At 62.8% G+C, this 14,171-nt stretch carries 16 protein-coding genes; 12 read left to right on the forward strand and 4 right to left on the reverse strand.

Annotation, left to right across the window (positions count from 1 at the left end; translation table 11 throughout):
- Positions 1 to 8 precede the first annotated feature (8 nt).
- The 4 genes from P0D70_RS11055 to P0D70_RS11070 all read left to right on the forward strand — a co-directional run bounded on the left by P0D70_RS11055 (position 9) and on the right by P0D70_RS11070 (position 3,419).
- Positions 9 to 653, forward strand: a complete 645-nt coding sequence (locus tag P0D70_RS11055; RefSeq protein WP_091796897.1) for an alpha/beta hydrolase — start codon at positions 9 to 11, stop codon at positions 651 to 653.
- Positions 654 to 969: 316 nt separating this feature from the next.
- Positions 970 to 2,199, forward strand: coding sequence for a D-alanyl-D-alanine carboxypeptidase family protein (locus P0D70_RS11060; protein ID WP_091796896.1), 1,230 nt, complete (start codon positions 970 to 972; stop codon positions 2,197 to 2,199).
- 13 nt (positions 2,200 to 2,212) lie between these two features.
- Positions 2,213 to 3,178, forward strand: coding sequence for a D-amino acid aminotransferase (locus P0D70_RS11065; protein ID WP_408184522.1), 966 nt, complete (start codon positions 2,213 to 2,215; stop codon positions 3,176 to 3,178).
- Positions 3,150 to 3,419 (forward strand): DUF493 family protein, encoded by a 270-nt coding sequence (locus tag P0D70_RS11070; protein WP_408184523.1) that lies wholly within the window; start codon positions 3,150 to 3,152, stop codon positions 3,417 to 3,419. The genes P0D70_RS11065 and P0D70_RS11070 overlap by 29 nt, the downstream gene beginning before the upstream one ends.
- 20 nt (positions 3,420 to 3,439) lie before the next feature.
- Here the strand turns inward: P0D70_RS11070 and P0D70_RS11075 are convergent, their stop codons facing one another.
- Complete coding sequence (locus P0D70_RS11075) at positions 3,440 to 4,408, reverse strand: transcriptional regulator GcvA (RefSeq protein ID WP_091796893.1); 969 nt, start codon at positions 4,406 to 4,408, stop codon at positions 3,440 to 3,442.
- Positions 4,409 to 4,506: 98 nt separating this feature from the next.
- Between P0D70_RS11075 and P0D70_RS11080 the strand changes: the two genes are divergently transcribed.
- The 3 genes from P0D70_RS11080 (at position 4,507) to lipA (ending at position 6,807) form a co-directional block, all read left to right on the forward strand.
- Positions 4,507 to 4,833 carry a DUF2917 domain-containing protein gene (locus P0D70_RS11080; RefSeq protein ID WP_091796892.1) on the forward strand — a complete coding sequence of 109 codons (327 nt, stop codon included), beginning with the start codon at positions 4,507 to 4,509 and terminating at the stop codon, positions 4,831 to 4,833.
- Positions 4,834 to 5,063: 230 nt separating this feature from the next.
- Entirely contained in the window at positions 5,064 to 5,789 is a 726-nt protein-coding gene (lipB, locus tag P0D70_RS11085; protein ID WP_408184524.1) for a lipoyl(octanoyl) transferase LipB, read from the forward strand.
- Between the two features lie 13 nt (positions 5,790 to 5,802).
- Complete coding sequence (gene lipA / locus P0D70_RS11090; RefSeq protein WP_091796890.1) at positions 5,803 to 6,807, forward strand: lipoyl synthase; 1,005 nt, start codon at positions 5,803 to 5,805, stop codon at positions 6,805 to 6,807.
- Positions 6,808 to 6,921: 114 nt separating this feature from the next.
- Here the strand turns inward: lipA and P0D70_RS11095 are convergent, their stop codons facing one another.
- Entirely contained in the window at positions 6,922 to 7,056 is a 135-nt protein-coding gene (locus P0D70_RS11095; RefSeq protein ID WP_286161997.1) for a hypothetical protein, read from the reverse strand.
- Positions 7,057 to 7,441: 385 nt separating this feature from the next.
- Between P0D70_RS11095 and tauA the strand changes: the two genes are divergently transcribed.
- Genes tauA through P0D70_RS11110 form a run of 3 tightly spaced genes read left to right on the forward strand, consistent with a single transcriptional unit; the run spans position 7,442 to position 10,169 of the window.
- Positions 7,442 to 8,464, forward strand: a complete 1,023-nt coding sequence (gene tauA / locus P0D70_RS11100; protein WP_408184525.1) for a taurine ABC transporter substrate-binding protein — start codon at positions 7,442 to 7,444, stop codon at positions 8,462 to 8,464.
- A 41-nt stretch (positions 8,465 to 8,505) separates the two neighbouring features.
- On the forward strand, positions 8,506 to 9,303 hold the full coding sequence (locus P0D70_RS11105; RefSeq protein WP_408184526.1) for a taurine ABC transporter ATP-binding protein: 798 nt from the start codon (positions 8,506 to 8,508) through the stop codon (positions 9,301 to 9,303).
- On the forward strand, positions 9,300 to 10,169 hold the full coding sequence (locus P0D70_RS11110; protein ID WP_408184527.1) for an ABC transporter permease subunit: 870 nt from the start codon (positions 9,300 to 9,302) through the stop codon (positions 10,167 to 10,169). The genes P0D70_RS11105 and P0D70_RS11110 overlap by 4 nt, the downstream gene beginning before the upstream one ends.
- Positions 10,170 to 10,212: 43 nt before the next feature.
- Here P0D70_RS11110 and P0D70_RS11115 read toward each other — a convergent pair whose 3' ends face one another.
- Complete coding sequence (locus tag P0D70_RS11115) at positions 10,213 to 10,896, reverse strand: histidinol-phosphatase (protein ID WP_408184528.1); 684 nt, start codon at positions 10,894 to 10,896, stop codon at positions 10,213 to 10,215.
- 219 nt (positions 10,897 to 11,115) lie between these two features.
- Between P0D70_RS11115 and P0D70_RS11120 the strand changes: the two genes are divergently transcribed.
- Positions 11,116 to 12,783 carry a Na/Pi cotransporter family protein gene (locus P0D70_RS11120; protein WP_408184529.1) on the forward strand — a complete coding sequence of 556 codons (1,668 nt, stop codon included), beginning with the start codon at positions 11,116 to 11,118 and terminating at the stop codon, positions 12,781 to 12,783.
- A 52-nt stretch (positions 12,784 to 12,835) separates the two neighbouring features.
- Here the strand turns inward: P0D70_RS11120 and P0D70_RS11125 are convergent, their stop codons facing one another.
- On the reverse strand, positions 12,836 to 13,606 hold the full coding sequence (locus P0D70_RS11125) for a DeoR/GlpR family DNA-binding transcription regulator (RefSeq protein ID WP_091796884.1): 771 nt from the start codon (positions 13,604 to 13,606) through the stop codon (positions 12,836 to 12,838).
- Between the two features lie 217 nt (positions 13,607 to 13,823).
- Between P0D70_RS11125 and P0D70_RS11130 the strand changes: the two genes are divergently transcribed.
- The gene (locus P0D70_RS11130; protein WP_408184530.1) at positions 13,824 to 14,159 is read left to right on the forward strand and encodes a hypothetical protein; all 336 of its coding nucleotides are present in this window, start codon (positions 13,824 to 13,826) and stop codon (positions 14,157 to 14,159) included.
- The last annotated feature ends 12 nt before the right edge of the window (positions 14,160 to 14,171 follow it).

Below are 14,171 nucleotides of genomic sequence, written 5' to 3' on the forward strand. Positions count from 1 at the left end.
GCCTCGCCATGAACACACATACCAAGAAGTATCTGATCGACGGCCCGGTCGGCAAGATCGAGGTCGCGCTGGATCTGCCCGACGCAACGCGCGAGAGTGGCGCCGCGCCGCGCGGCATCGCGCTGGTCGCGCATCCGCATCCGTTGTTCGGCGGCACGATGGACAACAAGGTCGCGCAAACGCTAGCGCGCACGCTCGTGCAGTTGAACTACGTGACCTATCGCTCGAATTTTCGCGGCGTCGGCGAAACGCAAGGGGAGCATGACGCGGGCATCGGCGAGCGCGACGACCTGCGCGCCGTGCTCGATCACATGCGGGCCGAACCGGGCCAGGCCGATCTGCCGCTCGTGCTCGCGGGTTTTTCGTTCGGCACTTTCGTGCTGTCTCACGTGGCCGCGAAGCTGCGCGAAGAAGGTCAGGAGGTCGAGCGAATGGTGCTGGTCGGCACGGCGGCGAGCCGCTGGGAGGTCGCGCCCGTGCCGGAAAACACGCTCGTGATTCACGGCGAGACCGACGAGACGGTTCCCATTCAATCCGTTTACGACTGGGCGCGTCCGCAGGAATTGCCCGTGGTCGTGATTCCGGGGGCGGAACATTTTCTGCATCGCAAGCTGCACGTTCTGAAGCGGATCATTGTCGACGCGTGGCGGTGATCGGCATGCGCCGTGTGTTTTCCGGGGTACAGGTACGCGCAAACGCAAATTAATCGCCGGCCTTTGCGCAAAGTTACCGGGAGAGCACGCGTATAATGGCGACTCTTTTTTGGGCGCAGCGCCGCCCATCCGGCAGTTCGCGCGACGCGTAGCGTCTTTTCGCCGCAGCGGTGCCGGATGCAGGGCGTGCTGCGCGAACCGATCGCGTGGCCGGAAGTCCAATGGCGCTGTGTCGTTTTACGGCCAGACGCCGCCGACCGGCTCTTCCAAACAATGCGCCCTGCGCGCGATGTACTTTTCTGCACGAATCGACCCTATGCGTTTCTCCACCTCCGGCCGCACGTCGTTCCCTTCTGTTGCTTCCTTCGTTTCCCCTACGCTTAGCCGTGCCGTGACTCTCGGCATCGTGTTGCCGGCCACGCTCGCCGCCAGCACGGCGTTCGCGCAGGTGCCGCCGCCGGCGGTGAACGCGCGCTCGTGGGTGCTCGTCGACGCCACCAGCAATCAGGTGCTCGCCTCGGGCAACGCCGACGAACGCGTGGAACCCGCGTCGCTCACCAAGCTGATGACGGCGTACCTCGTCTTCGAAGCACTGCAGACGAAGAAGATCACGATGGAACAGACGGTCATGCCGAGCGAAGCCGTGCGCCGCGTGCGCACCGACGAATCGCGCATGTTCATCGAAGCGAACAAGCCGGTGACCGTGCACGATCTGGTCTACGGCATGATCATCCAGTCGGGTAACGACGCGGCGATCGCGCTGGCCGAACTGGTCGGCGGCAGCGAAGCGCAGTTCGTCAACATGATGAACACCGAAGCGCAGCGCCTCGGCATGAAGCACACGCATTTCGCCGACGTGAACGGCATGCCCGACCCGCAGCACTACACGACCGCGGGCGACCTCGCGATCCTGTCGGCGCGTCTGATTCGCGACTTCCCCGACTACTACAACATTTTCTCGGTCAAGGAATTCACGTACAACAAGATCAAGCAGCCGAACCGCAATCGCCTGCTGTGGATCGACCCGACGGTGGACGGTCTGAAAACCGGTCACACGCAAGCCGCCGGTTACTGCCTGATCGCCAGCGCGAAGCGTTCGCTGCCGGGCACGACGGACGCATCGCGCCGTCTCGTCTCGGTCATGATGGGCGAGACCAAGGAGCACGACCGCGTGCAGGACAGCCTGAAGATGCTGAACTACGGCTACACCGCGTACGACACGGTGCGTCTGTACAAGGCGAATCAGGTGGTGGGCACGCCGCGCGTCTATAAGGGTGCGCAGGACACCGTGCAGATCGGCGTGAAGGGCGATCAGTACATCACCGTGCCGAAGGGCATGGGCGACAAGGTGAAGCCGCAGATCGAGCAGATCGATCCGCTGATCGCGCCGCTCGCGAACGGTCAGCAGGTCGGCACGGTGAAGCTGGTCGCCGACGGCAAGGTGCTGGCGCAGTTCCCGGTGGTGGCCTTGCAGGCCGTTCCGCAAGCCGGCGTGGTTGGCCGCGTGTGGGATTCGCTGATGCTCATGTTCAACAAGAAGAAGTAAGAGCCCGATTGCAATGACCGCTGTTACCGATGTTTCGCCTGATCCGATTGTCTATCTGAACGGCGAGTTGGTGCCGTTGTCCGAAGCGCGCGTGCCTGTTCTCGACCGCGGCTTTATTTTCGGCGACGGTATCTACGAAGTCGCGCCGCTCTACGCTCATCCCGCGCAAGCGGGCGGCCGTACGCCGTTTCGTTTCCAGCAGCACCTGGCGCGGCTCGCGCGCTCGGTCGGCAAGATCGGCATCGCCAATCCGTTCGACGACGCCGGCTGGCGCGCGCTGATCGGGCAGGTGGTCGCGGCGAACGAGGCGGATGGCGGTTTGCGCGCCGATCAGGACGCAATTGCCTATATTCAGGTCACGCGCGGTGTCGCGAAACGCGGTCATGCGTTTCCGGCCGGCATTCAGCCGACCGTGTTCGTGATGGTCACGCCGCTGAACCTGCCGGACGCGGCGCAGCGCGCGCAAGGCGTGCGTTGCGTCACCGCGGAAGATCGTCGCTGGCTCAATTGCGATATCAAGTCGGTCTCGTTGCTCGGCAACGTGCTGATGGCGCAATACGCCGCGGAGAACGACGCGTTTGAGACCATCCAGTTTCGCGACGGCATGCTGACCGAAGGGTCGTCGTCGAATGTGTGGATGGTGAAGGACGGCGTGTTGTCCGCGCCGCCGCGCAGCCACAAGATTCTCGAAGGGATTCGGTACGGCCTGATCGAGGAACTGGCGGGCGAATGCGGCATCCGTTTCGAAGCGCGTGAGATTGGCGAGGCCGAACTGCGCGCGGCGGACGAGATCATTGTCAGTTCGGCAACCAAGGAAGTGCTGCCGGTCACGCGGCTCGACGGCGAGCCTGTCGGCGAGGGCAAACCGGGTGCGGTCTTTGCGGCGCTGTACGCGGCTTATCAGCGAGCCAAGGCCCAGGAAGCGCGCGAGGCGCAGCAAGGAGTAGAAAATGAGTCCCGTGAACGAATCACTGTTTGAGTTTCCCTGCGATTTCCCGATCAAGATCATGGGCAAATCGCATCCCGAGTTCGCCGAGACGATCGTTACGGTGGTCCGGCGGTTCGACAGTGAAGTCGACGAATCGCGCGTGGAGATGCGGCCGTCCAGCGGTGGCAACTACACCGGCCTGACCGTCACGGTGCGCGCCACGAGCCGCGATCAGCTCGACGATATCTACCGCGCACTCACCGGCCACCCAATGGTGAAGGTCGTGCTGTAACGCTTCTCCCCGCGTCTGATTTACGGCGTGATGCGCAATGCGTCCGCCGTCCTTCCCGCGCTTGAGCCGGGTCCCGCCTCGCAAGCCCGGTCGAAAAGCTGCTTGAAGCGTCCCACTTCCTCGAACACCCAGTCGCGAAACGCCCTGACCCGGGCGGTTTCGAGCATCTGCGGCGGGCAGATGAAGTAGTACTGCCACGGGCTCGGTCCATCCACATCGAATAGACGCACAAGGCGGCCTGCCGCGATCTCGTGCATGGCCAGTGAGCGGCGCGTGAGCGCGACGCCCTGGCCGTCGATGGCCGCTTGCAGCAGATTCGACGAATCCTGGTACAACACGCCGCGCTTCGGCTCGGGCCAGTCGGTGAGGCCGGCGGCGTCGAACCAGGGGCGCCATAGCTCGTCGTCGGAACGCAGCAGCGGGACGTTGGCCAGATCGGCCGGCGTTTGCGGCAGCTTGCCGCCGTTGAAATTCGGCGCGCAGGCGGGAAAGAAAATCTCCTCCAGCAACAATTCCGAATGCAACCCCGAATATTTGCCGAAGCCAAAACGGATCGCCACGTCGACGTCGTCACGCGCGAAATCCGTTAGTGCGTTGGTGGACAGCAGTTCGAGGTCCCACTGCGGATGCGCCTCGATAAAGCTGCCGACGCGCGGCGTCACCCAGCGCGCCGCAAACGACGACAGCATGGACACGACAAGCCGCCGCTCGCGGTCGCCGGCGCGGATCTGGCGGGTGGCGTCGGCGAGCGCCATCAGCGCGGAGCGCACGTGCGTGGCATAGCGCCGGCCGGTCTCGGTGAGCCGCACGCGCTTGCCGTCGCGCGCGAACAGCGAGACGCCCAGTTCGGCCTCGAGCGCGCGGATCTGGTGGCTGACGGCGCCGTGGGTGACGAAGAGTTCGTCGGCCGCGCGCGAGAAGCTTTCGTGACGGGCGGCGGCCTCGAACGCCTTGATCGCGTTCAGTGCGGGGAGTTGCCGGAGGTCCATGCCAATATTTCTCACATAGAGGTGAAAATAGATCGTTTTGCGTAAACCCTTGCTACGCCTAGGATTGTAGTCACGAAACGTTTTTTGGCGAGGGCATCATGCGAGAAATTTCCTCTAGCATCGCGTTTGAAATCCGCAGTGGCGAAACACTTCCGTTGAAGGTGGCGCGCAGTACCAAGCTGGTCGTTCGCGGCGGCGCGGTATGGGTCACACGCAGCGACGACATCGAGGATTACTGGCTGCAACCCGGTCACACGCTGCGACTTCGGCGCGGAGAACGGTTGTGGCTGAGCGCTGAAGGCGACACGCAGGCAAAGGTGGCGTTTTCCGTGCCGACGCGTTGCGATGAGCGCGCGCTGAACTGGTTCGCGCGGATCGGCGAACGGCTGGCGGCGCGCGTGCGGGGCGGCTGGCGGACGGTTTGACGGATACCACGGGCGCGCCAGGTTCGGCGAACGATGCCGCTGAACGGTTGAGCGTCGCCTCTGGCCTGAGCACGCTGCTGGCTGAGCCACGCGACGGCGGCTGGCAAGACCGGCGAGGCTGGACCACACCGGTTTTGCCCTTCATGGGGGAACGAGTCGGCCCCGACGCGACGCGCCCAACGCGCCCAGTTCCGGCGAGGATTCCCGTATTTCGGTAAACTGGCGAAATCATGTGCGCCACCCCGGTTTTACCCAACCCCTTGCCTGCCTCTGTGCCGCTTACGCTGCGTTGGCGTGGCAGCGAACCCTACCAGACCAGTTTCGACGCCATGCGCGCGTTCACCGACGAGCGCACGGCCGATACCCCCGACGAAATCTGGCTGGTCGAACACCCTCCCGTCTTTACGCTAGGCCAGGCGGGCGATCCCGCCCATCTGCTGGCCGCCGACAGCGGCATTCCTCTGGTCAAAGTCGACCGGGGCGGGCAAATCACGTATCACGGGCCCGGCCAGGTCGTGGCTTATCTGCTGCTCGATTTGCGCCGTCGCAAGCTGATGGTGCGCGAGTTGGTCACGCGGATCGAGCAAGCCGTGATCGACACGCTTGCGGCGTATAATCTCGCCGGAGAACGAAAGGCGGGCGCACCCGGTATCTACGTGGCGCCCGGGCCGGACGCCGGGTTGCATGCCGGCGCCAAGATCGCGGCGCTGGGTTTGAAAATCCGCAACGGCTGCAGCTATCACGGCGTGAGCCTGAACGTGAGCATGGATTTGCGACCGTTTCTGGCCATCAATCCGTGCGGCTACGCAGGGCTCGAAACGGTCGATATGGCAACGCTAGGCGTTACCGCCGGCTGGGACGACGTGGCCCATACCTTTGCAGCACGCCTCACCGCAAACCTCGACGGCAGTCCCGCGGCCGTCGCCCAACCACAGGCCGGTGCACTCACCGCCTGACTGGACCGAACGAATGACTGACGTTACCGCGAACCTCGCAGCTTCTCCCGCTCCTGATGCCGTGCCGGCCCCCGCCGCCTACGACGCTACCGCGAAGCAGAAAGCCCAAGCCAAGACCGCCCGTATTCCCATCAAGGTCATCCCGATCGAGAAGCTGAAGAAACCGGACTGGATTCGCGTCAAGGCGGCCACCGGCAATTCGCGTTTCTACGAAATCAAGCAGATTTTGCGCGAGCACAATCTTCACACGGTGTGTGAAGAAGCGAGCTGCCCGAACATTGGCGAATGCTTCGGCAAGGGCACCGCGACCTTCATGATCATGGGCGACAAGTGCACGCGCCGTTGCCCGTTCTGCGACGTCGGCCACGGCCGCCCAGATCCGCTCGACGCGGATGAGCCGGGTAATCTCGCGCGCACAATTGCTGCGCTGAAATTGAAGTACGTGGTGATCACCAGCGTTGACCGCGACGATTTGCGTGATGGTGGCGCGGCCCACTTCGTGGAATGTATCCGTCAGACGCGTGAGCTTTCGCCGGAGACGCGCATTGAAATTCTGACGCCGGATTTCCGCGGCCGCCTGGATCGCGCGCTCGGCATCCTGAACGCCGCACCGCCCGATGTGATGAATCACAACCTCGAAACGGTGCCGCGTCTGTACAAGGAAGCGCGGCCGGGTTCGGACTACGCGCATTCGCTGAAGCTGCTGAAAGACTTCAAGGCGCTGCATCCTGACGTGGCCACCAAGTCCGGTCTGATGGTTGGCCTTGGCGAAACCGAAGAAGAGATTCTGCAAGTGATGCGCGACCTGCGCGAGCACGACGTGGACATGCTGACGATCGGTCAATACCTGCAGCCGTCTGAGCACCATCTGCCGGTGCGCTCGTACGTGCACCCGGACACGTTCAAGATGTACGAGGAAGAAGCGTACAAGATGGGTTTCACGCACGCCGCAGTGGGCGCAATGGTTCGTTCGAGCTACCACGCAGATTTGCAGGCGCATGGAGCCGGTGTGGTCTGAGTATTTTCGCTAGCGGTTGGATTGAGAAAAGCCTGCACGTGTTGCAGGCTTTTTTCTTTGGGGCGGCGAAAGATCGAGAACAGGAATCGCGCGCTGTTGTTCTGCTCCCGCGAGTTACCGGTAGTACCGTGCAAGCAGCATGCAGATCGAGGACATCGTTCCGCCGATGATGGAAAAAGGAATGCTGAGCTCGATAATGCGATAGCGCAGCTCGCGGTTCTCGATAATGTAGTCGATCAGATTGGGCATATTGGATATCCCTGTTGGACGTGCATGGAAGTATAGCCGGGGCAATTAAAAATTAGTTAGGTTAACGAATAATGAGGTGGTGCGAATGAGGCGGCGACGGTCGCGGTCATGATTAGCGAAGGCCACATCAGCCTGCCTTCCTGTGCTGTGTCGCCGCTACGGTATTCAAGGTGTGGCGATGAGTCAGCCGCGCCGAACGACACGAGGATAGACGCCGCCTGGCGCACATCGAAATGACGCAGCAGCAGTCGCCGCTAACCAACCGAACATGAAAAGCAATGCTAAAACAGCGTGATTAGCAATCGCGGATTAATTAGAACCGGCCGCGAGCAAACTGCCTATAGTCGAAAGCCTCCCGAACCCTACCTACTCATGAGGCTTCACGATGAACCGCTTTCGCCGTTCGCTTACCGCGTTCGCCACGCTGCTCGCGCTGTCCGCGCCGTTTGCTTCCGTGGCGCACGCCGACACCAAAGAAGTCGTGATTGCGTATCAGGACATGGTGGTGCCGTGGCGCTACGCGCAGGCCACCGGCGAAGTGGAGAAAGCCACCGGCTACAAGATCACTTACCGCAAACTCGGCAGCGGCGCCGACGTGATCCGCGCGTTGGCGTCCGGTTCGGTGGAACTCGGTGAAGCCGGCTCCAGCCCCATCGCTGCCGGGCTGTCGCAGGGCGTGGATATTTCGCTGTTCTGGATTCTCGACAATATCAACGACGCCGAAGCGCTGGTCGCCCGCGACGGCTCCAATGTCACGAGCATCGCGGGCCTTAAAGGCAAGAAAATCGGCGTGCCGTTCGTGTCCACCTCGCACTTTCATACATTGGTCGCGTTGCAGAGCGCAGGCGTGAATCCGGCCGACGTCAAGATCGTCAACCTGCGCCCGCCTGAAGTCGCGGCGGCGTGGGAGCGGGGCGACATCGACGCAACGTACATCTGGGATCCGGTACTGGCCAAGGTCAAGAAGAGCGGCAAGGTGCTCATCACCTCGGGGCAGGTCGCGCAGCAAACCGGCAAGGCGACGTTCGACGGGTTCGTGGTCGATCGCAAGTTCGCCAGTCAGAACGCCGAATTTGTCACGCGCTTCGTGAAGGTGCTGGCCGCAACCGACGCGAATTATCGCGACCACACCTCCGCATGGACGGCTTCGTCGCCGCAGGTCGAGGCGGTCGCGAAAGAGTCCGGCGCGAACGCGCAGGAAGTGCCGGCGAGCCTCGCGTTGTACGCGTTCCCGACGCCGGCCCAGCAGGCTTCGAATGCATGGCTTGGCGGCGGCGCGCAATCGGGTGCGGCGAAGTCGCTGGCTGCGACCGCGGCGTTTCTGAAGACGCAAGGCACGATCCAGAACGTCCTGGCCGATTACTCGACCGGTGTCGATCCGCAGTTCGTGCAACGCGCGGCGCACTGATCGGCGCAGCCAGTTTTCAATCAGCATCATGAGGTCCGGCGATGAGCGGTCTTGAAATACGGCAATTGCAAGTCGCCTACGAAGGTACGCGCGGCGCGGCGCCGCATGTCGCGCTGGCCGATGTCGATCTGCGTATCGAACCCGGTGAGTTCGTGGTCGCGCTGGGCGCGTCCGGCTGTGGCAAAACGACTTTGCTCAACTGCATTGCGGGCTTTATCCAGCCGACTGAAGGCGAGGTGCGGCTGAACGGCGAACCCGTCATCGGGCCGGGTGCGGACCGCGGTGTGGTGTTCCAGAAGTATGCGTTGATGCCGTGGCTCGACGTGCTCGACAACGTCGCACTCGGCTTGCGTTTTCAACGCGTACCCAAGGCGGAGCGCGAGCGCATTGCGCTCGACATGCTGAAGCTCGTCGGACTCGAAAAGCATGCGCGCTCGCAAGTCTATGCGCTGTCGGGCGGCATGCAGCAGCGTGTGGGAATCGCCCGCGCGCTGGCCAGCGATCCGCAAGTGCTGCTAATGGACGAGCCGATGGGCGCACTCGACGCCATGACGCGCGAGTCGATGCAGGAACTCGTACTCGACGTCTGGGGCCGCACGCGCAAGACGGTGTTTTTCATTACCCACAGCGTCGAAGAGGCGCTCTTTCTCGCGACCCGCCTCGTCGTCATGACGCCGGGTCCGGGCCGCATCGCCGATAGCTACGACTTGCCGTTCGCACAGCGTTTCCTGCAGACGCGCGATGCACGCGCGGTGAAGTCGTCGGCGGATTTCATCGAGTGGCGCGAGCGGTTGGTGCATCGTCTGCACGAGCGTAATCAGGAAGAGGTGGTGTCGTGACGGCTTCGCGTGAATCATTGGGCAATGTGCCGCTCGCAGGGACCGGCAAGCGGCCGCGGCGTACCGCGCGCCCCGTACGCGGCTGGCGTTTGCCGGGCGAAGGCCCGAGCGCGGCACTCAGCGCGCTCTCGGTCACGACGCTCGCGGCGTTGTGGTGGCTTGCCACGCATCTGCATTGGCTGCCGCCGCTCTTTCTGCCGGCGCCCGAAGCCGTCTGGGCCGCCTTTGTCGACGCGTGGCACGGCCGCATTCAAGGCGGCTTGCCGCTTTCAGCGCATCTCGCATGGAGTGCGTTGCGCGTGTTCGGTGCGTTTGCGCTCGCCGCAGTCACGGCCGTGCCGGTCGGTATCCTGATGGGCGTGAGCCGGGTCGCGCGCGGCCTTCTCGATCCGCCGCTGGAGTTCTACCGGCCGCTGCCGCCGCTCGCTTATCTGCCGCTGGTGGTGATCTGGTTCGGCATCGACGAAACGGCGAAGATCGTCGTGATCTATCTCGCCTGCTTCGCGCCGATTGCCATGGCCGCACGCGCCGGCGTGCGCAGCGCAACGATCGAGCAGATTCATGCGGCGTATTCACTGGGCGGCCGCTTCTCGCAGATCGTGCGGCACGTGGTCCTGCCCGCCGCGCTACCGGAGATTCTGACGGGCCTGCGGATCGCAATCGGCTTCGGCTGGACCACGCTGGTCGCCGCCGAAATGGTCGCGGCCACCGCGGGCCTGGGTCAGATGGTGCTGAACGCGTCGAGCTTTCTGCGTACCGACGTGGTGGTGATGGGCATCGTGCTGATCGGTCTGATCGCGTGGTTCTTCGATCTGGGTATGCGAGCGCTCGAGCGGCGGCTCGTGCCGTGGAAAGGGCGCGTGTAGCGCGGCGGCTGCCGCGCCGCATCGAACTCAATAAAACACAAGCTCAGGCAAATAGTTCGATCACCGGCCAGCCGCGTTCCGCGGCGACCGCACGCAAGCGTGGATCGGGATTGGTCGCGACCGGATGCGTGACGCGTTCCAGCAAGGGGACGTCGTTGATCGAGTCGCTATAGAACCAGCTCTGCGGAAAATCCTGCAGGCGGTGCCCAAGCGACGCGAGCCAACTCTCGGTGCGCGTGATCTTGCCTTCGCGGAAGGTTGGCGTGCCGACAGCCGTTCCCGTAAAGCGCGCCAACGGATCGCCGCCTTCGGTGCCGAGCTCGATGCCCAGCAGATGCTCGAAACCGAGTGCCTTGCCGATCGGCTCCGTGATGAACACGTTCGTAGCGGTGACGATGCAGCACAGGTCGCCCGTATCAAGATGGCGTTGCACGAGTTCGCGCGCAGCCGGCAGGATGGCGGGCGCAATCACCTCTTGCATGAACTGCGCATGCCATGCGTCGAGCTGCTCGCGCGAGTGGCGAGCAAGCGGTGCTAGCGTGTAGTTCAGATAGGCGGTCATGTCGAGCGTGCCGGCCACATACTGCCGGTAGTAATCGTCGATTTCCTGCGCGTGCCGCACGGCGCCTTCTATACCCAATCCGGCGATGAAGTGGGCCCACGCCTGATCGCTATCGAGCGGCAGCAACGTGTGGTCCAGGTCGAACAGCGCAAGGTTGCGGCTCATCCAGAGTCCTCATGATTAAGTGGTCAAGCCGTCGAACCCGATGCATGACTGACCACGAGCCGGCACACAGTCATCCACAGCTTGACACGAGCGTATATTTAAACGCACAAAATTACAATATGGCAAAAATGTGCAACACTACTGTCATATACGCCCCGGTGCCGGTTCACGCGGCATGCGGTTCGGGTCATGGCAGCAGGAACGGATGCGCAGCGCCTTATGTTGATTCTCCTAAACCTTCTGGCCGGTGTGGCGCTCCTCGTGTGGGGCTCGCACATTGTGCGCACCGGCATCCTGCGGGTTCTCGGCGCCGATCTGCGCAGCGTGCTGGGGCGCAGCACCAGTAGCCGCTGGCGGGCCTTTCTCTCGGGTGTCGGCGTTACGAGCCTCGTGCAGAGCAGCAACGCCACCGCGGTGATCGTCACGTCGTTCGCGGCGCAGGGCCTCTTGCCGCTCACCAGCGGTCTCGCGATCATGCTCGGCGCCGACGTCGGCACCGCATTGATGGCGCGGGTTCTCACTCTCGATCTATCCTGGTTGTCGCCGATCCTGATTCTGCTCGGCGTGCCGCTCTTCCTGTCGCGCAAGCAAACCCGTCTCGGCCAGGCCGGGCGCACGTTGATCGGTCTCGGCTTGATCCTGCTGGCGCTGCGTTTGATCGTCGAAGCCGCCCAACCCATGATGCAAGGCGCCGGCGTGCGCGTAATGTTCGGTGCGCTGACCGGCGATACGATGCTCGACGCACTGGTCGGCGCCGCGTTCGCCATGCTGTCCTATTCGAGCCTTGCCGCCGTGCTGCTGACCGCGACGCTCGCCTCATCCGGTGTGATTTCGCTGAAGGTCGCGCTGTGCCTCGTGATCGGCGCGAATCTTGGCAGCGGCTTGCTCGCGCTTCTCGGCACCGTCGCGCAGAACGCGGCCGCGCGGCGTCTCGCGTTGGGCAGCTTTGCGTTCAAGCTGGCCGGCGCGTTGCTGATTTTGCCGTTCACTTCGCTGCTCGCGCGCGGGCTGCCGGTGTTGATCGCGAATCCGCGTGAAGCGACCGTCGGATTTCACCTGATCTACAACACGCTGCGCTGCTGCGCGTGCCTGTCGCTGATCGATCCGGTGTCGCGCATCTGTGTGCGCCTTCTGCCGAACCGGCCGCTGCCGAATGGTGAGCTTCGGCCGCTTCACCTGGATGCCGCGGCGCTGTCCACGCCTACGCTCGCGCTTGCGCATGCCGCACGCGAGGTGCTGCGCATCGGCGACATCGTGCGCACCATGCTCGACAATGTTTCAGACCTGATTCATCACAACAATCTGGACAAGGCGCGGGAAACCGTCCGCATGGACGACGATGTCGACGAACTCTACGCCGCGGTCAAAACCTATCTGACGCTGATCTCGCGCGAACAACTCGACGAAGCCGATAGCCGCCGCTGGACCGACATCATTTCACTGACGATCAATCTCGAACACGCGGGCGACATCATCGAGCGGATCGTGGGCGACATCGAGGAAAAGAAGATCGCCCACCGGCTGTCGTTTTCGGAAGAGGGGCTGGGTGAGCTGGACGACTTGCAGGCACGCCTCGTCAGCAATCTGCAGCTTGGGCTGTCGGTGTTTCTGAACAACGATCTGCGATGCGCAGAGCGCCTGCTTGCGGAGAAGGAACGCTTTCGCGATCTGGAGCGGGCCTATTCATACCGGCATCTGGACCGGCTTGCCGGTCAGACCTTGCGAAGCATCGAGACCAGCGCACTGCATCTCGATCTGATCAGCGACATGAAGCGCCTCAATTCGCTGTTCTGTTCGACCGCCTATCCGGTGCTCGATGCAGCCGGCGCGTTGCACGACACTCGCTTGCGCAAGCGCTCGCTCGATACGATGCATGTGAAGGAATAGACATCAGACCTCAAGGCTCGGGCATGGAGCCTCGGGCCTTGTGTCTGGTGCGTCAGGCAAGAACGATCTCTTCGAGCTTCTTCTTCAGCGATGCAAAATCGGCGGCTTCGGCCGCCTTTTTGTTGGTGACGAGCACGTCGATCCGATCGACCGGGCAGTAGGAGATGCGGCTGCGTTGGCCGATCTTGCTGTAATCGGCGAGGATCGCCACGCGGTCCGCATTGGCGACCATGGCGCGCGCCACTTCGGTTTCAGCGTGGTCGTAATTGGTCGCACCGTGCCGGTGATCGATGCCGACCGGCGATAGCAGCGCGAGGTCCGCGCGATAGCGCTGGATATCGAGCACGGTGGTGGCGCCGGTGGTCGCCATGGCGCGGTCGCTGATCGAACCGCCGAGCAGGATGACCTCGTTGGCGGCTTCGGTTTGATCGACGCCGCCGCGCATTTTCAGCGCGACATCGATCGAGTTGGTGACGATGGTGAGGTTCGCGAGTTTCGCCAGTTCTTCGGCCAGCGCGGCGGTGGTGGTGCCCGCGTCGATGAACAGTGTCTGGCCGCTCGCGATCAAGCCCGTGGCCGCCTTTGCGATCGCGGTTTTAGACTTGACGCGCATGTGCGCTCGCTCGGCGATCGGCGCTTCGTCGGCTGGTTTGATCGCGCCGCCGTGCACGCGCCGTAGTTCACCTAGCGCTTCGAGGTCGAGCAGATCGCGCCGTACTGTTTCGCGCGACACCCCGAGGTCCGCCATGATCCGTTCCGTGGACACACGTTGAAGCGTGGACAGCAACGCGCGAATTCTCTGATGACGGTCTTCCTGCCACATGCATGTTTCCTTGGCTGCGTACGCGCGTTTATTTAGCTTGTTGTTAACTGCGACATCGTGCTCACGAATGTGTGTCCGGACGATGTCAAGCGTACTACTTTAGTCGAATTGTGTTGTATTTTTTTGGCAGCTTGCAAGTTTGTGTATTTAACTTTAGCCTTCGCAGATCGAAGCGCCAAGCCCGTTTCGAACATCAAATGTTCGAAAAGGAATTGAAATGTCCGATTTCGAGCATTTTGCGGCGTTTTTTGGCAATCTGATTGGCAAGTGTCGCCGCCATAATGGATCTTGGGATCGGCCGCCTGAGCGAAGCACGCCCGGTGTCGAACTGCACGGTGGCGGCACGCTTCGTCATCCTGACAAAGACGCAGCGGGGTCCGGCGCGGTGAATGCCTGGAGCGTACGTCCGACTATCGCAGCGCCTGCCTTAGCGCGATACTACGCGCCAGGCTCGCGCGTGAACGGACAACTAGAGACCTGCGTGGATCATGAAGGTCAAGGCGGCAGTGACGGCTGGGAACGTGTCGAGAGCATGGTCAACCGCTCTATCTGAAAGGTAGCGAGA

Origin of the sequence: Paraburkholderia sp. RL17-381-BIF-C, assembly GCF_046026435.1 — a bacterium.
In the GTDB taxonomy this organism is placed as follows: domain Bacteria; phylum Pseudomonadota; class Gammaproteobacteria; order Burkholderiales; family Burkholderiaceae; genus Paraburkholderia.

Bases quoted from the DNA above. Each gene is read 5' to 3' on its own strand.
- P0D70_RS11080 (WP_091796892.1), top strand. From the start codon at position 4,507: ATGCGAGAAATTTCCTCTAGCATCGCGTTTGAAATCCGCAGTGGCGAA.
- lipB (WP_408184524.1), top strand. From the start codon at position 5,064: ATGTGCGCCACCCCGGTTTTACCCAACCCCTTGCCTGCCTCTGTGCCG.
- P0D70_RS11060 (WP_091796896.1), top strand. From the start codon at position 970: ATGCGTTTCTCCACCTCCGGCCGCACGTCGTTCCCTTCTGTTGCTTCC.
- P0D70_RS11095 (WP_286161997.1), bottom strand. From the start codon at position 7,056: ATGCCCAATCTGATCGACTACATTATCGAGAACCGCGAGCTGCGCTAT.
- lipA (WP_091796890.1), top strand. From the start codon at position 5,803: ATGACTGACGTTACCGCGAACCTCGCAGCTTCTCCCGCTCCTGATGCC.
- P0D70_RS11130 (WP_408184530.1), top strand. From the start codon at position 13,824: ATGTCCGATTTCGAGCATTTTGCGGCGTTTTTTGGCAATCTGATTGGC.
- P0D70_RS11070 (WP_408184523.1), top strand. From the start codon at position 3,150: ATGAGTCCCGTGAACGAATCACTGTTTGAGTTTCCCTGCGATTTCCCG.
- P0D70_RS11105 (WP_408184526.1), top strand. From the start codon at position 8,506: ATGAGCGGTCTTGAAATACGGCAATTGCAAGTCGCCTACGAAGGTACG.
- P0D70_RS11120 (WP_408184529.1), top strand. From the start codon at position 11,116: ATGTTGATTCTCCTAAACCTTCTGGCCGGTGTGGCGCTCCTCGTGTGG.
- P0D70_RS11075 (WP_091796893.1), bottom strand. From the start codon at position 4,408: ATGGACCTCCGGCAACTCCCCGCACTGAACGCGATCAAGGCGTTCGAG.
- P0D70_RS11065 (WP_408184522.1), top strand. From the start codon at position 2,213: ATGACCGCTGTTACCGATGTTTCGCCTGATCCGATTGTCTATCTGAAC.
- tauA (WP_408184525.1), top strand. From the start codon at position 7,442: ATGAACCGCTTTCGCCGTTCGCTTACCGCGTTCGCCACGCTGCTCGCG.
- P0D70_RS11055 (WP_091796897.1), top strand. From the start codon at position 9: ATGAACACACATACCAAGAAGTATCTGATCGACGGCCCGGTCGGCAAG.
- P0D70_RS11125 (WP_091796884.1), bottom strand. From the start codon at position 13,606: ATGTGGCAGGAAGACCGTCATCAGAGAATTCGCGCGTTGCTGTCCACG.
- P0D70_RS11115 (WP_408184528.1), bottom strand. From the start codon at position 10,896: ATGAGCCGCAACCTTGCGCTGTTCGACCTGGACCACACGTTGCTGCCG.